The sequence below is a fragment of the Pseudomonas brassicacearum genome (assembly GCF_003732225.1).
Taxonomy (GTDB): domain Bacteria; phylum Pseudomonadota; class Gammaproteobacteria; order Pseudomonadales; family Pseudomonadaceae; genus Aquipseudomonas; species Aquipseudomonas brassicacearum_E.
In genome coordinates, this window is the sequence record NZ_MOBJ01000008.1 from 241,717 (window position 1) to 264,593 (window position 22,877).

Consider the following 22,877-nt stretch of genomic DNA (forward strand, 5'->3'; position numbering starts at 1 on the left):
CCCCTTTTCACCACGAACGTCCAGCACCTATGGCCGGATCGGGGCGCGATTCTGTCGAGCAATGCCGTGCATTTCAACTTTATGCGACCAGGGCCATGGTTCGCCCGGTCCTATCGCTCGCGTATCGGCCCAAAACGAACCCTGGTCATGCACCGCTTTTGGCCGACCTATGCGGAGCCTGAGAGGCTGTATGGGTCAGCTGCTGACCGTAGCGATTTGCTTCGCGCGACCGTTCTGTTTGCCAATCAGAAACACCAATAGCGAACCGATAGCGGTCAATACGCAGAGCGGCATCAGTGCAATTGGAAAGCTCCCGGTCTGATCACGCAGTACACCGATCACCGAACTCATGGCGCCCGTACCCAAGTGGGCAAAGGTATTGATCGCTGCAATCCCTGTGGCCAAAGTCGCCGGCGGCAGGGATTCGGAGCAAAGTGCCCAGAACGGCCCCTTGATCGCATAGTTACCCATCAATACGAGCGTCAGCAGTACCAGCGTAATGCTCAGGGAGTCCGTGAACAGCGTGGCAGCGAAGCTCACCGCAGTAATGGCTAGCGGAATAGCAGTGCTCTTGATCCGCTCCCCGCTCTTGTCCGCACGCAGTCCCCAGAAAATCATGAAAGCTGCGGCCATGCCGAACGGAATCATGTTCAGCAGACCCGTTTGCATGTTGGTCAGATGGAACGATTTCAGGATCTGCGGCATCCACAACGACAGCGTGTTGCTGGTTGCCGAACTGCCCATGTAGATAATCGAAAGCACCCATACATATTTGTTGGTAAACACGGCCTTGAGGGTGCCGCTTATGCTATGAGCGTGCTGAGGAATACCACTTTCGCGCGCGGCCTTATCGTTAGTCAGTTGCTCGCCTAGCCAATCCTGTTCCTGCTGAGTCAACCATTTCGCTTCGCTTGGCCGATTGGGCAACACTTTCAGCGCGAGCAATCCCAGCGTGATGGCGGGAATGGCTTCAAGCATAAGCAACCACTGCCATCCCTTGAATCCTGCCAGACCGTCTAATTGCAACAGCAGCGCCGACACAGGTGAGCCGAGAAAGTTGGAGAGTGGTATCGCCACCATGAATAGCGCAACTATTCGAGCCATGTACGCTTTGGGGATGCATTGCGTGAGGTAAAGAATGACTCCTGGAAAGAAGCCGGCTTCGGCTGCACCCAAGAGGAATCGGGAAATCGAATAGGATATTGGCCCGACCGCAAAGGCCGAACAGAAACCGACGATGCCCCACGTGATCATGATGCGCGCAATCCACCGGCGGGCACCGAAGCGCTCCATGGCCATGTTACTGGGCATTTCGCAAAGTACATAAGCGACGAAAAAGAGTGTGGCACCGAATCCGAAGGCACTGGCCGTCAGGCCGATATCCTGGTTCATGGTCAGCGCCGCGAAGCCGATATTGACCCGGTCAATGTAGGCGATGAAATAACAGAGTACGAGAAAGGGTATCAGGCGAACCCCCAACTTGCGCATGGTCGATTTTTCAATTTCAGTATTGGATGACTTGTTCATGGAAACCGCTCTCTTGTAATTGTAATAGGCTGCTCTTGCGCAGAACCTCTCGATGCGGCACGAGGGGTTTGACTGCAACGTGGTATTTCAGACTTTCTGCAAGCTTTCGTTACACGTGGGTAGGATGAATGGTCATCTGCAAATACGCGGGTGAGCTTCAGCCTTCACGTTTTGCAAAACCGAATAACCGTCGAGGTGCTTGCACGAGCAACGAATGGCTGAGTTGCATCGAACACTCCAGGGCTTGTCGCTGATCGATTACGGTGCCGAAATCGATGCTTTTCTCATGCTGCGTGTGTGGCCAGTCGCTGCCCCATACAAGTTGGTGGAGGCCGAAACTTTGCTCCAACAGCGGTAATGCCGATCGGGCGAAATTGATGTTTTGTTGCGGCGTACCTCCCAAACGATAAATTCCCGATACCTTCATCCAGATCGACCCTCTCGATCCCAACTCCAGTAACTCGGAAAACCCTGGCTGATCAACTCCCGAACGGGCATCCGGCCGTCCGAAGTGGTCAATAACCAACTTCAAACCGAATGGTGTCAATTGATGGATCAGTGCCGGCAGATCCTTTACCTCTCGATGCAATTCGACATGCCAGTCAAGATCAGCGATGTGGCTGAAAAATTCTCTCCAGGCACGATTGCGAAAATCAGGTACCGCCTTGCCCATCAGGTTCAAGCGAACGCCGACCACGCCTATGTGAGCCATGTCATTCAACAGGGCACGACTAACACCTGGCTCCAGCACGACCACTCCTCGCAACCGCTCCGGCACTTGCCTCAGCGCCGCCAACAGGTAGCTATTGTCGATACCCAGAAAACTCGGCTGCACCAATACGCCATGACTCAAACCATGGGCGCCCAGGTGATTCAGATACTCCGCAAGCGTGGCATCGTAGTCAGGGGCGTAGCGCCGTGTAACGGCCAGCTTCAGCCCCCGGCTAAAGACATGAGCATGGGAATCGATGCCAGTGATCGATGTTGAACAGGTATCGGACATGGGTTTTATCTATCGCAAGTAATGATCATCACGCTCGGGCGCTCTCGCGGCCTTTCACCGAGACGGATGGGATCGCAGCGTCGAGACTGCGACCACGTGTTTCCGGCAGGCAAAGGGCAGCGATAACTGCCACGCCATAAGCGATCCCGGCGTCGATGCCAATGGCCGAGCCCAGTGACATGGAATCACTCATATGGCCGACCAGAAACGGGAATACCGCCGAGAGCACTCGGCCGAAGTTGTAGCAAAACCCCACACCAGCGCCGCGCACGTCCGCCGGGTACAGCTCGTTGAACAGTGCGCCGAGGCTGGCCGGAATGCCCGCCGCGAAGAAGCCGAGCGGAAAACCGAGGAATAGCATTTGGGTATTGGTCAGGGGCAAGAACACGTAGCACTGCACGGTAACGACGCAGCACAGGGCGAACAGCACGATATTTTTGCGGCGGCCAATACGGTCGATCAAGAATCCGCTGACGACGCAGCCACACCAGAAGGCAAAGATGATCACGACAAGGTAGCCGCCAGAGTTCAGCACCGACAGGTTGCGTTCGGTCTTGAGGAATGTCGGCAGCCACGTCATCACGGCGTGGTACCCGCCGTGTGCGCCCAGGCCCAACAGCCCGCCGAACAGCGTCACGCGGATCAGTTCAGGACGGAAAATACCGGCCAGGGATTTGAAAAAACTTTGCGCGATGGCGTGTTCTTTTTGCAGACGCTGGAAGCTGTCGGGCTCCTCGACATTGCGCCGTACCCAGATGATCAGGAGCGCCGGCAACAAGCCAACGATGAACATCACACGCCAGGCCATGTCTTGCGGTACGAAAGAATAAATCAACGCAAAAACCCCGACCGCCACGCCCCAACCTACGGCCCAGGCACTTTGTACGGTGCCCATCACTTTGCCGCGGTATTTCGGGTTGATGGTTTCGGCCATCAGTACCGCGCCAGCAGCCCACTCACCGCCAATGCCGAAGCCTTGCAGCGCCTTGACGATCAGCAACTGCTGGAACCCGGTGACGAAGGCGGACAGAAAGGTGAAGAAGGAGAACCACAGAATCATCCACTGCAACGTACGCACCCGGCCATAGCGGTCAGACAACGTCCCCCCTACCCAACCGCCGATGGCCGAAGTGACTAGCGTGACGCCGCTAATCAGCCCGGCATCGCCCTTGGTCAGGGCGAAGGCAGCAATTAACGCCGGAATTGCCAGGCCGAACATTTGTACTTCCAGTGCGTCCAGCGACCATCCACCAAAGCAGGCCCAAAACGTTTTGCGCTCCCGAGGAGTGACTTGGCGATACCAGCTGAACATGATTTCTTATCCTTATAAGTGGAACACGAGGCAGCCGAGAGCGAACCGCGCCGCTACGAGGCCAGTCATGGCAAACAAAACGATGAATCCGGCAGCGATCGATTCGCCGGTGAGCGATCCGCTATTCAGGCAATGCGCTAGCGAATGTCCACGCTGTAACGGAAATGCTCGGCATGCCCACGGGAGCGCCGCCACTCCAGAGGCGCACCGGCGTAGTCACGCGCCAGACGCTCGATCACCACCACGGGACTGTTGATCGGTATTTTCAATAATCGCGCATGCACGTCATTTACAGACTCGGCGGTGAGTGTTTCTTCGGCAGAGGCGACGACCTGACCGCAGACTTCTTCGTAAATCGGGTAAAGCAATGGCCCTTTTCGATTCAGGTCAATCTCCAGTAGCGGCTGAAACCGGCTGCGAGGCAGCCAGATTTCTTCGGCAAGTACCGGCTGAACATCCAGAAGACGAACGCGGACAATGCGAATAACCGGAGAGTCGATTGGCAGCCCTAACGCATGGGCCACCGCCGAAGGTGCAGCCACCGGCTCAATAGACAGGATGCGACTCTCCGGTACCTGGCGCTCACCCGCAGCGGTCTGGAAGCGGAAGAATCGGAAAAGCGAAGATTGAAACTGAGGCCGACGAACGAAGGTGCCTCGACCTTGCTGACGCTCCAGAACACCCTCACTGACCAGCGCGTCGACCGCTTTGCGCACGGTGCCGGTGGACAGTTTGTACTCCGCTGAAAGCGCAGCTTCAGTGGGAATGGCCTCCCCCGGACGCCAGCGATTGTTAGCAATCTGCTCAGCCAACTGATCACGCAGGCGTTGATAAAGCGGTAGGCGGACATCACTGGACAGGGAATTCATAGACTTTATTCACCTTGTTATCTAGACATATATATGAATATTTGGCCGAGTATTCTCCTGATGCATTTTTCTGTCAATAAGGGTTACCGAACCTGGCGGATGAACGGTGGGTGGATGGGGCCTGCCGAAGAAGATCTCCGGGCTGGACTCGCCCATCCTGCAGCCCTGCCATACTGTTCAGCATGACCCGTGCAACCTTCCGCTTCTACGAGGAGCTCAACGATTTCCTGCCGGCCGAACGGCGGCGGCAGTCCTTTACCTGCGAGTGCGCGCGAGGGGCGACGGTCAAGCACATGATCGAGGCGCTCGGGATACCGCACACCGAGGTCGAACTGGTGCTGCTCAACGGCGAGTCGGTGGGCCTTGAGCGAGTGATCTTCGACGGGGACCGGCTGGCGGTGTATCCCAAGTTCGAAGCGCTGGACATCAGCCCGCTGCTCAAGGTTCGTGCACAACCTTTACGGGTGCTGCGCTTCGTCGCTGATGCGCACCTTGGCGGGCTGGCCAGCCTGCTGCGCATGAGCGGCTTCGACACCCTCTACGACAATGGCTTCGAGGATGGCGAGATCGCCGAGATCGCTGCGCAGCAAGGACGCATCGTGCTAACCCGCGACCGCGAACTGCTCAAGCGGCGGATCATCAGCCACGGCTGTTACGTGCATGCCCTGAAACCGTCGCTGCAGCTGCGCGAATTGTACGAGCGCCTCGACCTGGCGCGTAGCGCGCGGCCATTCAGCCTGTGCCTTCATTGCAACCTGCCGCTGCACGAGATCAGCCCGGAACTGGCCCGGCCGCAGGTGCCACCGCGCGTTGGCGCCCTCTATTCGCGCTTCCTGCGCTGCGACGCCTGCCAACGGATTTACTGGGAAGGTTCGCACTGGCGCGGCATGTGTGCACTGCTGGCACCTCTGCTGGACCGATAGCCGAGCGCACCGGGCCGCTGCGTTGCCAGGGATAATTTGATGGGGTGAGATTTTGCCGCGCAATGGTTGGACACGTACTCTCAGCAACCACTGTAAAGGAATGCCTGCAAGAGCCTGTGCCTGTTCCCTACTATGCCCCGTTACAAAAGTTTGTCATGGGGGACGATACCGCCACCGATGACACTCATGATTTCTATGTCTGGTTCTATCCGCACCGTAGGCACATGAGCATAAAAATGTTTGCTTGCAAAAACCAAGGACACATTGCGACCCTAAGTCTCTTGTCATTTTTTCCGCTGGCATTTTTGATCACAGAAAAAGGACAGGGAATTTATCCCTCTGGCGCAACGCCTGTGAAGCCCACTGACAAAACACTTTACGTGAAACTCGACTCAAGACACCTGCCTTACGCTGCATTTCCCAATGCTGGGCTGGAGGGGGATCAGATGGTTCTATTAGATGGTAGTCAGTCGATTGTGAGCTACCCCATCTGAATGCCTATGCTTCTGCATCTCTGAGATAGCCTGTTCATCCACCCATACGAATGGAAAGCTGCTCGAAGCTCTTTTTGAATTGCGCTAAATTCGTGTACGCTGGATGGCAGCTTTTGGCCGATAGCTGTCACTCATCGATAGGCCATCGGCAAAGTTTTTTTTCAAAGCTCGGATCCCTGCCACGTCATGCTGTTGCACGAGGCAAGGTTTCTAATCTGAGTTGCCGCTACCGCTACAGGGCAGCGCCTCTGTCAGGGCTAAGGCGGCGTACGTGCGGCGGTCGGCATTTTCATGCCGGGCCCCGATTCAACTTTGCCAGCAGGCCGCGAAACGCTTGCACACCCCAAAGCGCTGATCCAGATCGGCCATGCGTGCCTGATGTGCGCTCAGTGTTTCCTTCAGCAGTTCTCGCTGGGTTCGGTAGTAGTACTCCAGCATTACATTATCGGTCGACATCGCCTTGCTACGGTCAGCCGCTTCGCTGTCGGGCAGCAGTTCCTTGATCGTAGGGGTGTCGAGCAGGCCCAGTCGGTTGGTGTAGTAATCCTTGTACAACTGCAATGAACGGGCCTTGATGCCCCTCATCTCGTTGGCGAACTGCTCCAGGTTCTGGTGATATTCAGTCCAATAGGCATCGGGCAGGCTGAAGCCGAGGCGCTGTTTGCGTTCCGCCATCGATTTGTCGAACACTGCTTTCTGGACCGAAGAGGAATCGTCGGCGTCGGGCTTCATTTTCGCGATGACACTGGCGTCGACAATCTGCGCGATCAGTGCTGCACGCTCCGCCGACTGCGGCTGTGCTTCGGCGGACTTGGGGAAAATAGGGTTGTGGCCGACGCAGGCGGGTAGGCCTTTGTTGGTCAGCGCGATCGGCGAGCGCACAACCTTTCCATCGATCTGGCGCAGACGGCTGAGGGTGACCTGGCAATTGCGACCTACGTAGCGGAAGTCCGCTTCGTACTCGCCGCCGCTCTGCGGGGTAAAGTTGAACGCCACGGTGCACACGCTGCCGGTGCTTAAGGTGTTGGCTCGCGCGAACAGTTCATGGCCCGGTTGCAGCCTCACTTCCAAATAGGCCTTGGCATCGTCGGGTACAGCGGCGCTCATGGCCGCCCGTCGCCGGGTATTGGCGGAGAACAGGTTATTGAGCAGCCCCGTAGTCTGGCCGTCGCAGTGTTCGGCATCGAACAAGTCGAGCGTCGAGTTTTCATTGCTGCTGATAAAGCGCAGCTTCGCCGCATCGGGTCCACTGGCGTCCGGATAGGAACCGTTGAAACTGCACCCGCCAAGTAACAGTGCGGCAATGCTTACAGCGCCACGCATGCGCCCTTGGGAAAAACAGAACATGTTGATATATCGTCCTCGATGTACAAGTAGGCGAAAGGCCATCATGCTAGAGAAGGCAGTCGCCGCCGTCCAGCGCGCCTGTCTTCCCTGAATTTCTCTATGGATTTTCTTCGTCTCCCACCGAGGTAGCGGAATGCTTGACTCGCACAACATCTTTGCAATTGGCCTGATCGGATTACTGGCCGGTTGTTCGTCAATGCCAGGTGAAATGGCGTTGAATTCGCCCGTTTACAACGCGCAAAACGCTGGTCTAGTGGTCGGCACGCTGCTGGAGGGCGGCCCCTACGGAACCTACCTTGAATTTCGCGATATCAAGAGTGACAAGACTTATGGTTGGGGACCCAAGGATGATTACTCGGCATGGCTACCTGCCGGTGACTATGAGGTGAGCCGCCTGGGTCACCGTCGCGGGGTAATGGGGGCTTACTCCAAACCGCTGCGTTTCACCGTCACCCAAGGGCAGCTCAATTACCTTGGCGAGATGGTCTACGACTGCTCGGCCGTCGCGCAACCGGTTGCGGTGTACGGCGTATTGAACTGCGGGTTCCTCGCGCTTGGCGAATGCACCGTCCCACGCCCTAGCGTGAACGTGTGCGTGGTGGACCGCCAGGATCAAGCGATCAGGCATTTTTTGCGGCAACATCCCGAACAAGCCCCTTTACCCGTGCGTAACGCGGTCATGTCGCGGCGCTAGATATCACGCTTGAAAGCGTCTCTACTTGCCTGGGACATTACGTGAGTCGATGACCAAGGCTACCACTGACAGAAAAGCCTGGCAGTTACCCGGACGCGGGCGGTCTGAATAGCACTCAATGACATCAGTAGTCATGACTACTGCGCAGCGCCGCCCGTTACCGTAAGTGGGTGGTCGCAAGAGGCAGCAAACGACGCACAGCTGCCCTTCGCGGAGGGCAGCAATCGGCCAGGAGCCGATGCACGACTCCAACAATAAATTCCCCCCTTTGCTCGTGAAACTTGTGTTGAGGCCCACAGTCTTAGCCCAGCCTTGGAATTCATTTGCGAGCCAATACAGCGAAACGCTCTGCGGTCATTCCTCAGCCCACTATCACCATTACCGTCGTCATCCCATCAGAGCTGCCCGCCTCATGCGCCAGACCGTTCGCTCCTCCTGCGTTTTCTCGCTCTGCCTTATTCCTTTGCTCCCCCTGTTCGCCAGTCCCGCCCATGCCGGCGGGGAAAGGCAACTGGTGGAGGACATCAACGACTACCGCGCCCAACCGCAGCGCTGCGCGGGGCGCACGGTTCAAGCCTTGACGCCGCTGGCTCTGAAGTCGAACCTGGCCTTGCCGATCGGCTATGGAGGCGTTACGCGGGAGACGTTGAAGGATTCCGGCTATCAGGCGGTGTCTGTGCGGACTATCCGTCTGGTCGACGCAGAAGATGCCGAGGAGGCCTTTGACATGCTCCAGAGTCGCTACTGTGGGGCCCTGCTCGATACCCAGTTCGCCGATATTGGCGTGTATCGCGACGAGAGTGAATGGCAGGTGGTGCTGGCGCGGCCCTTGCTCGATAGGCATCTGGACGACCCGCAAGCGGCGGGCAAGACGTTGCTGGCACAGGTCAACGCGGCACGGGCGAAACCGCGCCTGTGTGGTCGTCAGCGCTTCGCCGCTGCACCGCCGCTGACCTGGAATGCCGCCCTGGGGACAGCAGCGCAGGGGCACAGCCGGGCGATGGCCAACGACAATTACTTCGCGCACCAGGACCCCAACGGTGATATGCCGTGGGACCGAGCGAAGGCCGCCGGCTACGGTGGCCGGCAGATCGGAGAGAACATCGCCGCCGGGCAGCGTTCGCCGGGCAAGGCTATGGACGGCTGGCTGGCCAGCCCCGGGCATTGCGCCATTCTGATGAACCCGATGTTTACCCAGGTTGGCGCGGCCTATGCCGCGAACTCGCGTAGCGACAACGGCGTCTATTGGACGATGCTGTTCGGCGCGAAATGAGGAAATGGGGGACACCCGTTAGCCGGTCCTGCGTCAAGATCCAAAGCCTACCCACGAAGACTACGCTGCTGTGCTGTCGGTGAACCTGAATGGTTTCTTCTACATCACCCAACTCGCCATCGCCGAGATGGAAAAACAAGGCAGCGGCCATGTCGTCAGCATCACCACCAGTCTGACGTATTCAGCCGGTCGCGACAGGCAGTAATCGGCCAATAGCAGCCTCTCATGTGAGGCTGCGAAACCTCGGGGGCTCAAGCATCTGGATTGAGCGTCTCCCTAAGTTCCGCCCATTGCAATAGTGCATCCAATGCCGGACACAGTGCCTGGCCCCACTCTGTCATGCGATATTCCACTTTAGGCGGCACTTGCGGATAGACAGTGCGATGCACAATGCCATCCGCTTCCAACTGGCGTAACTGCTGAGCGAGCATCTTCTGGGATATCTCGGGGATTAGCTTTTCCAGCTCGGAAAAGCGTTGCACCTGGCCACCGAAGAGGTGGAACAGGATCACCAATTTCCAGCGGCCTTCGAGTTGCCGGAGCACTGCTTCCACGCTGCAGGCCGCGGTCGACGGGGTATAAATCTCTCTCATATTTACCTAACTTACTTTTTCGTGGGTTCTTGCCATTTGGTAAGCCTACAGCGAGCATGTGGGTGAAGCCATCCTCACATCAGCGAGGAAATACGCCATGAAAATCGAATTGCCTGAATCAATCGCCACCTACCTTGCAGCTGAAAAAAATACCGACATCAAGATACTGGAGCGCTGCTTCGCCACGGACGCCACCGTGCGCGACGAAGGCCACACCTACAAGGGACTGGAGGCTATCAAAGCCTGGAAGCAAGCCTCGCAGGCCGAGTATCAATACAGCATCGAGCCATTGAGTAGCTCGCAGAAAGGACTGACCGTCACCCTGCTCGCTCGGCTAAGCGGAAACTTTCCTGGTAGCCCCGTCGAGCTCACCTACACCTTTGTACTCGACGACAGCAAAATCGCATCCTTGGAGATCCGCTGATGAGCATCGCACTGGAACTCGAAGGCCGCCGGGCATTGGTCACCGGAGGAACCAAGGGCATTGGAGAAGCCGTCGTCAGCCGCTTACACGAGGCTGGGGTAAAAGTCCTGGTAGCGGCGCGTTCGCGTCCCGAGCACCTGCCCGAGAACATCTTCGTCTCGGCGGACATCACCACCAGCGAGGGATGTGCCAGCGTCATTGATGCCGTCCATGATCGTCTCGGCGGGCTCGATATCATCGTTCATGTCGCAGGTGGATCATCGGCTCCCGCCGGTGGCTACGCGATGCTCGATGACCAGGAATGGCAGCGGGCTCTGGACCTGAACCTGCTCTCGGCAGTTCGCCTCGACCGAGCACTACTGCCCATGCTGCTCAAGCAGGGTTCGGGCGTCATCATCCATGTCACTTCTATCCAGAACCAGCTGCCGCTACCTGAATCCACCCTGGCGTATGCCGCTGCCAAGGCCGCGCTTTCGAACTACAGCAAGGGTCTTTCCAAAGAGGTCAGCCCCAAGGGCGTGCGTGTGGTCCGGGTGTCACCGGGATGGGTGGAGACGGAGGCCTCAGTCGCCTTTGTGAAGGAAATCGCGAGGCAGAACGGCACCGATTATGAGGGTGGCCGCCAAATCGTGATGGGCTCGCTGGGAGGTATCCCGATCGGACGCCCCGCCAGACCAAAGGAAGTCGCTGATCTCATCGCATTCCTTGTCTCGCCGCTTGCGAGCTCCATTACTGGCACCGAATATGTGATTGATGGTGGAACAGTTCCGACCGTGTGACGCGGTGCTTTAGTCAGCATGAATTGTGGCGTGCCCCGCACCGGCTCGCCTCCACTTTTCTGAGTGAAAGACAAAGCGTGAAAGTGAAAAAAGTAAATCTGTGTTCTGTCACTTGAGCGCCTGCAATGGGTCGACAGCAGCCCTTCGCAAATGACTCTCAAGCCCTCCGCGTGGAGCAATACTCCACAATGAGCTGAGTGACCGCTGCCACAATCGGCTGATCCGCTTCAGGAGAGGTAAACAACCGAAATTGCGCATCCGGCAAATCCGGCAACCCGTGTTCGCCCCCAAGAACCGCCAGTCCTTGTCCCAACTGGCTGAGTGTCATGGGCGCTACCGCGAAGCCTGCAAGCGCCGCCGCCCGCAACCCGGCAGCGCTGCTGCATAACATCGCCGTGCGTTGGGCGATCCCAGCCTGAGCCAGCCGCGTCAGCGCTATTTCTCGATAAGGGCACGGCTCGGGGAACAGGGCCAGCGGCAACGGCGTCGGTAACTGGGTGACGGGTTGCGCCGACCAGGCCCACACCAGCGGTTCTTGCCACAGCAGCAGCCCCGCTTCGCTGGTTTCGCATAGAGAACCGATGACCAGCTCCAGATGGCCTTGCTTCATCAGGTTCAGCAACGTGCCAGGAATGCCCACCTGCACGTCGATCTCCATGCCCGGGTACTGCGCCGCGAACTCCTGAAAAGTACGCAGTAACCGCGATTCGACAAAATCCTCGGACACCCCGATCCGCAGCCGTCCGTGAAACGGCGTGCGCGTCAGTTCTGCCCAGGCATCACGGTTCAGCACAAGGATCGTGCGCGCATAAGAGAGCAGGCGCTCGCCATCGGGAGTCAATTGCTGGGAGCGGGTGGTACGCGTCAACAGGGGTTTACCAATCTGTTCTTCCAATCGTCGCACGTGGCCACTGACCGCAGACTGAGTGAGGTGCAGCTTCTGGGCTGCGCGGCTGAAGCCTTCTTCATCGACGACAGTGACAAATGTTTTGAGCAGCAGGGTATCGAACATAGTTTTATACGTGATCAATGGCGTATTAATTTACGATTTATATTTCAAATCCAGCTATGTTGCAATGCGCCTACCTGCTCTATCTCCCCCACCACTCGAGGCGCGCCATGACTACTCTTCTGCATATTGAATGTTCTCCACGCAAGCAGCGTTCGGCCTCTCTTGAAGTCGCCCGCAGCTTCATTGCGCGTTATCAAGAACACGCCCCGGACACCGAAATCATCACGCTCGACCTTTGGAACATGGCTTTACCGGAGTTCGATGATCTGGCAATGGAGGCCAAATACGCCGGACTCAATGGCACACCCTTGACCCCGGCACAACAAGACGCCTGGAACACGTTGAAAGAGTTGGCAGATCACCTGCACCGCTCGGATGTGCTGGTGATGTCCGTACCGCTGTGGAACTTCAGTATCCCGTACAAACTCAAGCACTTCATCGACCTGGTATCGCAGAAAGACATCCTGTTCAGCTTTGACGCGGAGCGCGGCCTGGAAGGCATGCTGTTCAACAAAACCGCCGTGGTGATGTACGCCCGTGGCCTGGATTTTTCGGCGCAGTCGATCACCCCGGCAACGCGCTTCGACTTTCAGAAGCCCTATGTTGAAGCCTGGCTGAAATTCGTCGGCGTGACGGATGTGCATTCGGTGATTGTCGAGAAAACCATCATGGGCGAAGACGTTGATCGCAGTGCGCGTGAGGCCGCGACTCAGCAGGCCAGGAGATTGGCAGACAGTATTTGTCGCTGAGTCTTCAGGGCCTCTGCATTGTCTCGGCGTAACGCTTGACCGTCCCCGTGTGCTGCCCGGTGGCGGCCGCTCGCTGAGCGGGGCCGCCGGACAAGCTCACGGGATAAGCCTGCGCGCTCAGCCCTTGGCTGCCATCGCGGTGACTTCCACGCGCATGCCTTCGACTGCCAGGGCGGCCACGCCAACGGCGGCGCGAACCGGCCAGGGCTTGGCGAAGAAGCGCTGGTAGACCTCGTTGAAGGCGGCGCGGTCGGCCATGTCGGTGAGGTAGATGGTCAGATGCAGGACGCGGTCCATGGAACTGCCGGCGCGCTCCAGCGCTACCTTGAGCGCCTGCAGAGTGCACTCGCTCTGCAGGGCGATACCGCCCAGCTCCAGGCTGCCGTCGGCACGGGTGGGGATCTGGGTGGAGACCAGCAGGCCACCGAAACCGGCGACATCGGATGAGATGGATTCCGGGTCGGGGTCGGGGATGAAGGTGAGGTCGTGGTTTGCCATGGGGATCTCTTGCTTGAGGTGGTAAAGGGACGGTCGTGCAGGGAGCGGCCAGTTTACAGCCTCATCGTCGGGTCGTCCGTAAACCGGAACGATCGTTGACTCAACAACTTCAATCCTCGACAGCGCTTGCATCCACAGACAAATCGCTGCACTGCTGCGCGCACACTTCCCGAAGGCACCCACGCAACCAGCGATGCGCCAGGTCGGCATCCACCCGTGGATGCCAAAGCATTGAGACGGTGAACGTCGGTATGGCGAGTGGAAGCACAAAGCTGTGCATGCCGACGCGCAGGTTGGCGGTGTGCCGTTCAGGGACACTGGCGATCAGGTCCGTGGCCCGGGCGAGAGCCAGCGCGGTCGAAAAGCCGGCGACGATGGTCACCACTTCCCGCGCAAGCCCGAGCGGCTTCAGGGCTTCATCGATAGGTCCCTTGTCGAGCCCCCGCCGGGAGACATAAATGTGCCTGCCCGCCGCATAGCGGGCGGGCGTGATCGCGCCTTGACTCAGTGGGTGCCCCATGCGCACGACGCCAATGAAACGGTCCCGGAACAACGCTTGCGTACGCACCTCCGGACCATAGTCTTTCCCCACCACTCCCGTTTCCAGATCGACGCTCCCGTCGCGAAGTGGCGTGCTGTCTTTATCGGGCTTCTGCACGAAGCGCAGCCGCACGCCGGGCGCTTGCTCGCCAACGCGGGCAATCAGTTGCGCGCCGAAACTTTCCACAAACCCTTCACTGGTGCGTAGCGTGAACGTGCGGACCAACTGGTCGAGGTTGAGCTTTTCAACAGGACGTAAAACCGCCTCGGCGTCCTGCACGAGCTGACTGACCTGCTCGCGCAGTTCAAGCGCTCGAGGGGTGGGAACGAGACCACGTCCGGCCCTGACCAACAGCGGATCGCCGGTCGTTTCACGCAGTCGCGCCAGCGCCCGACTCATCGCCGACGGACTCAGCCGCAAGCGCTTCGCTGCGCGTGCAACGCTGCCTTCTGCGAGCAGCACATCAAGGGTGACCAACAAGTTGAGATCAGGTGTCGACATGTACCGCCCCTGGAATGGCGTGATGGTGATAGCGCGTCAAACGCACGAATAAAGTGCAAATACTGCGCCTTCCGCCATGTTATGCGCAGGCGTAGATTTCTGACAGCTCCGTTTCGGGAGTTGCCAGACAAAGGGGACATGATGAAGCCAATCATTGCAGGACGCGTTGAGGCAGTAGCAGAAAGTTCGCAACAGACACCTTCAGCTCGGTGGGCGCTCGCCAGCCTTTCGCTATCCATGCTGCTGTCCTCGCTTGGCACCAGCATCGCCAATGTTGGCTTGCCGACGCTGGCACAGGCTTTCAACGCCTCCTTCCAGGAAGTCCAATGGATCGTTATCGCTTATCTCCTGGCCATCACCACCCTGATCGTCAGCGTCGGACGGCTCGGTGACATTACCGGTCGGCGGCGGCTGCTACTGGGCGGAATCTTCGTGTTCACGCTGGCCTCGGCGCTGTGCGGTTTCGCGCCCACGCTCTGGCTGCTGATTGTCGCCCGGGCGCTGCAAGGTCTCGGCGCCGCCGTCATGATGGCCCTGACCATGGCCTTTGTCGGCGAGACGGTTTCGAAGGCAAGGACCGGTAGCGCCATGGGCTTGCTCGGGACGATGTCTGCGATGGGTACCGCGCTGGGGCCATCGCTCGGCGGTGTGCTGATCGCCGGCCTCGGTTGGCGGGCCCTCTTCCTGATCACCGTACCGCTGGGACTCCTGACGTTTCTGCTCGCGCATCGCTACCTGCCGGCCGATAGCAAAACGCCGAAGACTGCTCGTGCCGGCTTCGATCCTTGCGGCACACTGCTGCTGGTTCTGACGCTCGCGGCTTATGCGCTGGCCATGACGATTGGGCGCGGCAGTTTCGGTCCACTGAACATGGCCCTGCTGTTGGCTGCTGTATTCGGCGCCGGCTTCTTCGTGCTCGTCGAAGCGAAAGTTGCATCACCGTTGATTCGAGTCGCGATGTTCCGCGATCCCGTGCTGAGCGGGAGCCTTGCCATGAGCGCGCTCGTGTCGACGGTGATGATGGCGACGCTGGTGGTCGGGCCCTTCTATCTCGCGCATGCGCTCGGGCTTGACGCTGCTCTTGCTGGACTTGTCTTGTCGGTCGGGCCGATTTTCGCGGCGCTGACCGGGATGCCCGCAGGTCGCCTTACGGACCGTTTTGGCGCTCAACGCATGACCCTCTTCGGACTCATCGCAGTGGCGGCCGGCTGCCTCATCCTATCGGTGATCCCGGAGTCGTTCGGTATCTGCGGCTACATCGCCCCCATGATCGTCATTACCATCGGCTACGCACTGTTCCAGACGGCCAACAACACCGCGGTCATGACCGATATTCCCCCGGACCAACGCGGTGTTATCTCCGGCATGCTCAACCTGTCGCGCAATCTTGGGCTGATCACCGGTGCATCCGCGTTGGGCGCGGTGTTCGTGCTCGCATCGGCGACGACCGACAGCACAACGGTGAGTCCCCAGGCGGTTGCCAGCGGTATGCGGATCACCTTTGCTGTCGCGCTGGCGCTGATCACCGCTGCACTCGTCATCGCGCTGGGATCCCGAGCTCTGGCAACCCGCCCGTCTCTCCCCGCCGACGTCTCGTGACGCGATAAAAAACTGCACATCTTTGCGCTCCAACTCCCGTAGCAGCTGCCGAGCCCGCGAGGCTGCGTTCGGCTGCGCAGCAGTCGTAAAGTCGGGTATCGCGTTCTTCCAGCCAGATGGTATGCACAGGATTTGCGAGGACTTCGTCCTCGAACGCAGCCTCGCAGACTCGGCAGCTGCTACGGACGTAGTGTTTCACCCTGTTTCAACCTTGTGTAGATACCTATGGCCATGACGCCGAAGACAAAATCGGCTTCAGCATAAAAAGGCATTGCACTGGGTGGGGTTCATTCGCGCATCATGAGCGCAGTCAGCTCAAGGAGAGTTCCATGCGCGTCATATCATCCGTTATGCATCTTGCTACGTTTTCGCTGGGACTGGTGTTCGCCGCCACGGCCATGGCGACCGAAGAGTCGCAGCTGGTCGAGTCGATCAACACCTACCGCAACCAGGTGCAGCGCTGCGCAGGCCAAGTATCGCAGGAGCTGCCACCGCTCGCGGCCGACCCGCGTCTGATCCTGTCCGGCAACAATGTCGGCGACCTGCAACAAGCGCTGGCGCGTACGGCTTATCCGATGGTCAGCGTACAGGCGATCACGTTGTCCGGGCCGCGAGATGCGCAATCGGCCATGAAAGCCGTAAGCGAAAGCTTCTGTCAGGTGGTGCTGGACCCGCAGTTCGTCGATATCGGCGTCAGCCACGAGGGAAATGCATGGCGTATTGTGCTGGCGCGTCCTTTGTTGACCGGCCGCCTGGGCGACTGGCAGGCGGAAGGACAGAAGCTGCTCGACCTGATCAACACTGCCCGCAAGCAAACGCGCCAGTGCGGCGCTCAATCCTTTGCCGCCACGCAACCACTTGCCTGGAACGCCGCGCTGGCGACGGCTGCCCAGACCCACACCCGGGCCATGGCCAATAACAACTTCTTCGATCACAAGGACCGCGATGGCCGCACGCCAGGTGATCGGGCCGAACTGGCAGGCTACGCCGGCCAGCAGATCGGCGAGAACATCGCCGCCGGGCAAGACACCGTACGCAAGGTGGTCGATGGCTGGCTGGCCAGCCCCGGTCACTGCGCCAACCTGATGAACCCACAGTTCCGCGAGCTGGGCGCCGCTTATGCGGTTGATCCGAAAAGTGACGCGGGAATTTACTGGACGGCGATGTTCGGTACGCCGTAAGTGCCTTTGGCGATCCTGCGATCGACCTATACTTTATGGATTACCAAACTCGATGCGACGCGCAATCGTGTTCGATGGACTCCGTGACGTGTCGAGCGGTTCGTTCACGCAGGTGCAGGCCTGCCTTCGTATGGAGGAGCACATCATGACGCGCAAATACATCGATTGCCGCGAATTTCCGAGTGCAACCAAGTGTTCTGTCGCGCTGTCCGCCGACTCTGAAAAGGAATTGCTGGAAGCCGCCGCGCAGCATGCGGTCAGTGTTCACAAGCACATTGATTCGCCAGAACTGCGCGCACAACTGAAGACACTGTTTCGCGATGGCACGCCGCCGCTTGAAGCACCGCGCCGCGCGTAACACAGGAAGTCTGTCGGGGAATGTCTGACCGCCTGCGGGGCTCATCTTTATGAGCCCCGCAGTTCCATAGTGGCTCGTCATCCCCTTCGAGCCGTCATTCCAGCGACTATGATGAGGGGCAACACCACTGAGGAGTTGAACGATGTCGCTGACTCTTTACTATCATCCGCTATCGTCGTACTGCCACAAAGTGCTGATCGCGCTCTACGAAAACGCTACCGAATTCGAAAAGCGGATCATCAATCTTGCGGACGACGCGGACCGGGCGGAGCTTCAAGCCCTCTGGCCACTGGTCAAGTTCCCGGTCATCAGTGACCACCTGCGCCAGCGCGCTCTGCCAGAGACCACGATTATCATCGAGTACCTCGATCGCTACTATCCGGGTGAGCAACCGTTGATTCCGAACGATTGGGAGACCGCGCTGGAGGTGCGTCTCTGGGACCGTTTTTTCGACAACTATGTGCAGGAGCCGATGCAACAGATCGTTGGTGATCGCCTGCGCAGTGCCAACGCTGACTTGAGCAAACAACGGTCCACGCTGGAGACGGCCTACGCCATGCTCGACCATCGTATGGCGTCGCGAATCTGGATGGCCGGCCAAGACTTCAGCCTGGCCGATTGCGCCGCAACCCCGGCGCTTTTCTATGCCAGCACGCTCTTGCCGTTCCCGGGCGAATTCAAGCACTTGAGTGCCTATTTCGACCGATTGATGCGCAGACCCTCCGTCCAGCGAGTCATCGACGAAGCCCGGCCGTACTTTTCGCTCTACCCCTTCGCCGACGCCATCCCGAAGCGGTTTTTCCAGGCACCGGACATCACTTGATGGTGTCGATACGGGGCCTTTCGACACGCGACTAACGGTACTTGAGGGTACTCCTCCACCTTCCTACGATAGGTTTACGCAACTGTTAAATGCTCCTGCAGTTGCGTAGGTGGTGAGTGATCTGAACCCCTACCAAGCTCACCACTTGTTTCATGCGCATCTTGAGCCTCATGGGCTCTACTTCCTCCCCATCAAAGAGCTTTGAGGCTCTTTTTTTGTCCGAAAAAGACGCCAGAAACCATAAAGCCCAGCGCTAGATGCCATTACGCGATTCGTAGCAGCTGGCGAAGCCTGCGTTCGGCTGCGCAGCGGCCGTAAATCCTGCCTCCACGGTTAACCTGAAAAAATGCGGTGTCTAATTTTACGGCCGCTGCGCAGCCGAACGCAGCCTGTCGGCAGCTGCTACGGGGAATGTGCCGAGTCTGAAATCCCTTGAGTTACCGGCATTAGCGCAAGCCAGCTTTACCGAAAACAGCCAAAGAGGTTGCAGGAGATGGGCTGACCATACATTTTTGTGGCTTGGAAATAGGCGCCTGACAAAGGTTGGGAGCTTTTATCGGCGCTCTTTTTTGGCCGGAACAAACTCCAGAAACAATAAAGCCCAGCACGAGTCTGGGCTTTATTGTTTCTGATCGGTCCAGCGCGCAAGCCCCGCCAAACAACGTTTGGCGGGGCTTCGTCTTACAGGGCCATATCAGCCGCCGGATTGCTTTCTTTCTGTGGTTTCGCTGGAGCAGGAGCGGCTGTTGGCGCAGCCGCTGCCTTGTCAATCACAGGAGGTGTGGCAAGTTGCAGAACCTGACTGGTGTACGTCCATTCCTGGTAAACACGCTCAGGACTGTCGTTCAGCTTAGTGCCGTAACTCGGAATGATCTGGTGCAGCTTTTCCTGCCAGGCCGGGGTCGCGACCTTGTCCTTGAAAATCTTCTCAAGCACGCCCAGCATGATCGGAGCCGCGGTGGACGCGCCTGGCGATGCACCCAGCAAACCGGCAATGCTGCCGTCCTGGGAGCTGACGATCTCGGTGCCCAGTTTCAGGATGCCGCCCTTCTCTTCATCGCGCTTGATGATCTGAACGCGCTGACCGGCTTGCCACAGACGCCAGTCTTCCTTCTTGGCGTTCGGGAAGTACTCCTTCAGGGCATTCATGCGGTCGTCGTCCGACAGCATCAGCTGACCGGCCAGGTATTCAACCAGTGGGTATTGCTCGATGCCCACCTTGGTCATTGGCCAGAAGTTGTGCGTGGTCGTGCTCGTCAGCAGATCGAAGTAAGAGCCTTCTTTCAGGAACTTCGTGGAGAAGGTCGCGAATGGGCCAAACAGGATCACGCGCTTGCCATCCAGCACGCGGGTATCCAGGTGCGGAACCGACATCGGCGGTGCGCCGACCGACGCCTTGCCGTAGGCCTTCGCCATGTGCTGTTCAGCGATTGCCGGGTTATCGGTCACCAGGAACGAGCCGCCGACAGGGAAACCTGCATACTCTTGTGCTTCAGGGATGCCCGACTTCTGCAGCAGATGCAAAGCACCACCGCCCGCGCCGATGAACACGAATTTGGCGTCGGTCTGGGTTTCCGAGCCGTCTTTCAGGTTCTTGTAGGAAACACGCCAGCTGCCATCTTCATTGCGCTTGATGTCTTCCACTTCGCTCGAAAGCTTCAGCGAGAAGTTCGGCTTGGTTTGCAGATAGCCGACGAACTGGCGGGTAATCTCGCCGAAGTTCACGTCCGTACCAATCGGAGTCCAGGTAGCCGCGACCTTTTGATTCGGGTCACGACCTTCCATCATCAGCGGAACCCATTTCTTGATCTGCTCCGGGTCTTCCGAGTACTGCATGCCGGCGAACAGCGGGCTCGCCTGCAGCGCTTCGTAGCGCTTCTTCAAGAACTTGATGTTGTCATCGCCCCACACAAAACTCATGTGCGGAGTGGAGTTGATGAACGAATGGGGATTCTTCAACACGCCATTCTTGACCTGCCAGGCCCAGAATTGACGCGTGATCTGGAAGCCTTCATTGATTTCAACGGCCTTGGGGATCTCGACCTTGCCATTCTTGTCTTCTGGCGTGTAGTTCAACTCAGCCAAGGCAGAGTGACCGGTGCCGGCGTTGTTCCAGCCGTTCGAGCTTTCCTCGGCGACGCCATCGAGACGTTCAACCATCTCCATGGACATGCCAGGCTCAAGCTCATTGAGATAAACGCCCAAGGTCGAACTCATGATGCCGCCGCCGATGAGGAGCACATCGACTTTCTTTGTTTCAGCTGCGTGCAAGGGCATAAGGACCATCGACATGGCCAAGCCAAGTAGCCCCGTGTTCACTTTTTTTAACATTCAGTAATACCTAGGATAGAACGCCATCCACCCACCACTCTTGATCATGACGTGCCCGGGCTCACCGCATGCAATGCCGCATGCCGTCGAACCCTGCACTCAGAAAGACTGATGGGTGGACATATAAGACCGACAGACACTATCGGTCTCACGTTTAGGCCCCTCCCGCGCTGACTTCTTATTAGTCATTGGCTTCAGCTACTTGGGTGACACTAATTCTGTTGTGTTAATTATCGGACGCAGAAATGAACAGAAGAGCGTCCATAGCGCGACATTCTACCTCAGGTCTCCCAAATCGACGAAGACGCATCATTAGCTGCGTAATAGTGCAGCATCCTGCTCCTGAAGCGAGTGCGCAGTCGCGGATTACGCAGACTCGTTTTGCACGCCAGTGGCGGCAACATTCAGACGATTTCTGCCCTGTGACTTGGCCAAATACAGTGCGCGATCGGCGAGGTCGATCAGGGCCTTTTCATCATGGTCGCTATCGTAGGTGGTAAAAGTCGCCAGCCCCAGGCTGGCGGTCACGATGCCGAAAGGGCTCGACAGGTGTTCAAGTCGCGCGTGAGCAATACCGAGCAGGATCGCCTCGGCAACCGAGCGGGCACCCGCTTCGTCCGTATTGGGCATCACGATGGCGATTTCTTCACCGCCGTAGCGCGCGGTCATGTCCCCTGGACGGCGCACGCACTGTTTGATCGACTGACTGATTATCCGCAAACACTCGTCTCCGGCGAGATGCCCATAGTGATCGTTGTAACGCTTGAAAAAATCCACATCGATCAGGATCAGTGACAGAGGGCTTCGCAATCGCTTGGCGCGCTTGAATTCGATGTCCAGAAACTGATCGAAGTGCCGGCGATTGGCAAGACCGGTCAGCTTGTCCTCGCTGGCGAGAACTTCCAGCGTCTGGTTAAGCTCGATCAGCGCAGTCTGGGTGGTTCGCAGCTCTGCCTCTGCCCGAATACGATGACTGATATCGGCAATCAATCGGCGCCCAAGCGTAATCAGGAGTCCCAGCAACACCATCACCACCGCAACCGTTTGCCTGGTCTGGCTCCACCACGCTTGCATGGCCTCGTCCTGGCCCACCGCAACAGTCGTGACGAGGGGATATTGATCACTTCTGGTGAACGCGTAGATTCGATGGACACCATCGACTTTTGAAGCAAAATCCACGGTGCCTGACGACATCTTGCGCAGGTACTCGGAAAATATCGGTGCCGGTGATAGGTCACGCCCGATGTCCTGCTCCTGAAAGGGATACCTCACCAGAAGACGCCCTTCGGATGAAGTCAGGCTGATCGCGCCGAACTGCCCCACTTGAATGGTTCGATAGAGCTTGAGGAAGTGCTCGAGACTCAAGGTGGCGGCGATCACCCCGGCAAAACTTCCATCCGGATGATCGATTCGTCGACTGACCGAAATCACCCAGACGCCAGTGGCACGACTGAGAATCGCCGGACCGATGAAGATGCCGCGGTCCGGATTGTCGCGGTGATGCTTGAAGAACGTTCGATCAGCGTGGTTGCTGTTGGGTGAGACATGCTTGTTGGTCGAGAATATCCAGTTCCCCTGAGCGTCATACAGCGCCACGCTGTTCAATTGCGTCAGCGCCTTCATCTCCTGAGCAACCAGCACTCGCAGGCGCTCGAGCTGCTCCGGGCCGGTGCCGTCTTTCTCGATCCTGTCGGTCAACCCCAGCAGTACCACTTCACTTTGCTTGAACGTGCCCTCGGTGTACGTGTTGAGCGCATTGGTCAAATTCAACGTGTCGGTTTCGATGTCACTCAGGGTGTTCTCACGGGCTGTCCAGATCTGCCAGGCAATCAGCACCACCACGGATACACACACCAGGGAGGTCAGCAAAGTGGCAAGTCGAAGGTCGCGTTTCAAGTGAGTACCCAGGCGGTTGAGCGCACATTTATCAAAAGCCCGCGCAGTATAAACGCCTTCGAACGGTACAAATGACTGAAATGAAAGCTATTGGCCATCTTTCTTCCATGCCAAAGACTGCTTGCGTTGCTTCGAAGCGGTGAGTTAGAC

General features: G+C 58.1%; 22 protein-coding genes and 1 pseudogene. 12 read left to right on the forward strand and 11 right to left on the reverse strand.

Translation table 11 applies throughout. The features are described 5' to 3' along the window. Positions 1-195 precede the first annotated feature (195 nt). The 4 genes from BK659_RS13195 to BK659_RS13210 form a co-directional block, all read right to left on the reverse strand. Positions 196-1,527 (reverse strand): MFS transporter, encoded by a 1,332-nt coding sequence (locus BK659_RS13195; RefSeq protein ID WP_123425495.1) that lies wholly within the window; start codon positions 1,525-1,527, stop codon positions 196-198. A 157-nt stretch (positions 1,528-1,684) separates the two neighbouring features. Next, positions 1,685-2,530: an amidohydrolase family protein gene (locus BK659_RS13200; RefSeq protein WP_123425496.1), complete on the reverse strand. Its 846-nt coding sequence runs from the start codon at positions 2,528-2,530 to the stop codon at positions 1,685-1,687. Between the two features lie 28 nt (positions 2,531-2,558). Then, positions 2,559-3,842, reverse strand: a complete 1,284-nt coding sequence (locus BK659_RS13205; protein WP_123425497.1) for an MFS transporter — start codon at positions 3,840-3,842, stop codon at positions 2,559-2,561. A 137-nt stretch (positions 3,843-3,979) separates the two neighbouring features. Continuing rightward, a complete protein-coding gene (locus BK659_RS13210; protein WP_123425498.1) occupies positions 3,980-4,711 on the reverse strand; it encodes a GntR family transcriptional regulator in 732 nt (243 codons plus the stop codon). 182 nt (positions 4,712-4,893) lie between these two features. Here BK659_RS13210 and BK659_RS13215 point away from each other — a divergent pair, with 182 nt between their 5' ends. Together BK659_RS13215 and BK659_RS13220 are read left to right on the forward strand one after the other, a co-directional pair. Next, positions 4,894-5,634 carry a Mut7-C RNAse domain-containing protein gene (locus BK659_RS13215; RefSeq protein WP_123425499.1) on the forward strand — a complete coding sequence of 247 codons (741 nt, stop codon included), beginning with the start codon at positions 4,894-4,896 and terminating at the stop codon, positions 5,632-5,634. Between the two features lie 62 nt (positions 5,635-5,696). Then, entirely contained in the window at positions 5,697-6,128 is a 432-nt protein-coding gene (locus BK659_RS13220) for a hypothetical protein (RefSeq protein WP_221178153.1), read from the forward strand. Between the two features lie 306 nt (positions 6,129-6,434). On the opposite strand, the gene BK659_RS27990 is transcribed toward BK659_RS13220, so the two are convergent. Then, complete coding sequence (locus BK659_RS27990; protein WP_259740254.1) at positions 6,435-7,475, reverse strand: hypothetical protein; 1,041 nt, start codon at positions 7,473-7,475, stop codon at positions 6,435-6,437. Positions 7,476-7,608: 133 nt separating this feature from the next. Between BK659_RS27990 and BK659_RS13230 the strand changes: the two genes are divergently transcribed. The 3 genes and pseudogenes from BK659_RS13230 to BK659_RS13240 form a co-directional block, all read left to right on the forward strand. After that, the gene (locus tag BK659_RS13230) at positions 7,609-8,169 is read left to right on the forward strand and encodes a hypothetical protein (protein WP_123425500.1); all 561 of its coding nucleotides are present in this window, start codon (positions 7,609-7,611) and stop codon (positions 8,167-8,169) included. A gap of 412 nt (positions 8,170-8,581) precedes the next feature. Then, positions 8,582-9,442, forward strand: a complete 861-nt coding sequence (locus BK659_RS13235; protein ID WP_123425501.1) for a CAP domain-containing protein — start codon at positions 8,582-8,584, stop codon at positions 9,440-9,442. A gap of 49 nt (positions 9,443-9,491) precedes the next feature. Next, a pseudogene (locus tag BK659_RS13240) lies at positions 9,492-9,617 on the forward strand (SDR family NAD(P)-dependent oxidoreductase); the annotation flags it as partial. 76 nt (positions 9,618-9,693) lie between these two features. On the opposite strand, the gene BK659_RS13245 reads toward BK659_RS13240, so the two are convergent. Beyond that, positions 9,694-10,035, reverse strand: coding sequence for a winged helix-turn-helix transcriptional regulator (locus BK659_RS13245; RefSeq protein ID WP_123425503.1), 342 nt, complete (start codon positions 10,033-10,035; stop codon positions 9,694-9,696). A 97-nt stretch (positions 10,036-10,132) separates the two neighbouring features. On the opposite strand from BK659_RS13245, the gene BK659_RS13250 reads away from it, so the two are divergent. Further along, positions 10,133-10,459: a nuclear transport factor 2 family protein gene (locus tag BK659_RS13250; RefSeq protein ID WP_123425504.1), complete on the forward strand. Its 327-nt coding sequence runs from the start codon at positions 10,133-10,135 to the stop codon at positions 10,457-10,459. Continuing rightward, on the forward strand, positions 10,459-11,238 hold the full coding sequence (locus BK659_RS13255) for an SDR family oxidoreductase (protein WP_123425505.1): 780 nt from the start codon (positions 10,459-10,461) through the stop codon (positions 11,236-11,238). Before BK659_RS13250 ends, BK659_RS13255 begins: the two co-directional genes overlap by 1 nt. 157 nt (positions 11,239-11,395) lie before the next feature. On the opposite strand, the gene BK659_RS13260 is transcribed toward BK659_RS13255, so the two are convergent. Then, positions 11,396-12,250, reverse strand: a complete 855-nt coding sequence (locus tag BK659_RS13260; RefSeq protein WP_123425506.1) for a LysR substrate-binding domain-containing protein — start codon at positions 12,248-12,250, stop codon at positions 11,396-11,398. Between the two features lie 107 nt (positions 12,251-12,357). On the opposite strand from BK659_RS13260, the gene BK659_RS13265 reads away from it, so the two are divergent. Further along, positions 12,358-12,999 (forward strand): FMN-dependent NADH-azoreductase, encoded by a 642-nt coding sequence (locus BK659_RS13265; RefSeq protein WP_123425507.1) that lies wholly within the window; start codon positions 12,358-12,360, stop codon positions 12,997-12,999. A gap of 117 nt (positions 13,000-13,116) precedes the next feature. Here the strand turns inward: BK659_RS13265 and BK659_RS13270 are convergent, their stop codons facing one another. Further along, on the reverse strand, positions 13,117-13,497 hold the full coding sequence (locus BK659_RS13270) for a RidA family protein (RefSeq protein ID WP_123425508.1): 381 nt from the start codon (positions 13,495-13,497) through the stop codon (positions 13,117-13,119). A 109-nt stretch (positions 13,498-13,606) separates the two neighbouring features. Further along, on the reverse strand, positions 13,607-14,539 hold the full coding sequence (locus BK659_RS13275) for a LysR family transcriptional regulator (protein ID WP_123425509.1): 933 nt from the start codon (positions 14,537-14,539) through the stop codon (positions 13,607-13,609). Positions 14,540-14,680: 141 nt separating this feature from the next. On the opposite strand from BK659_RS13275, the gene BK659_RS13280 reads away from it, so the two are divergent. The 4 genes from BK659_RS13280 to BK659_RS13295 all read left to right on the forward strand — a co-directional run bounded on the left by BK659_RS13280 (position 14,681) and on the right by BK659_RS13295 (position 18,500). After that, entirely contained in the window at positions 14,681-16,138 is a 1,458-nt protein-coding gene (locus BK659_RS13280; protein ID WP_123425510.1) for an MFS transporter, read from the forward strand. A gap of 329 nt (positions 16,139-16,467) precedes the next feature. Next, positions 16,468-17,319, forward strand: coding sequence for a CAP domain-containing protein (locus BK659_RS13285; RefSeq protein ID WP_123425511.1), 852 nt, complete (start codon positions 16,468-16,470; stop codon positions 17,317-17,319). 145 nt (positions 17,320-17,464) lie between these two features. Further along, positions 17,465-17,677, forward strand: coding sequence for a DUF1059 domain-containing protein (locus BK659_RS13290; protein WP_123425568.1), 213 nt, complete (start codon positions 17,465-17,467; stop codon positions 17,675-17,677). Positions 17,678-17,819: 142 nt separating this feature from the next. Continuing rightward, positions 17,820-18,500, forward strand: a complete 681-nt coding sequence (locus tag BK659_RS13295) for a glutathione S-transferase family protein (RefSeq protein ID WP_123425512.1) — start codon at positions 17,820-17,822, stop codon at positions 18,498-18,500. 681 nt (positions 18,501-19,181) lie between these two features. Here the strand turns inward: BK659_RS13295 and mqo are convergent. Both mqo and BK659_RS13305 read right to left on the reverse strand, forming a co-directional pair. After that, entirely contained in the window at positions 19,182-20,831 is a 1,650-nt protein-coding gene (gene mqo / locus BK659_RS13300; RefSeq protein WP_123425513.1) for a malate dehydrogenase (quinone), read from the reverse strand. Positions 20,832-21,197: 366 nt separating this feature from the next. Continuing rightward, complete coding sequence (locus BK659_RS13305) at positions 21,198-22,727, reverse strand: sensor domain-containing diguanylate cyclase (RefSeq protein ID WP_185015360.1); 1,530 nt, start codon at positions 22,725-22,727, stop codon at positions 21,198-21,200. Positions 22,728-22,877: the final 150 nt, after the last annotated feature.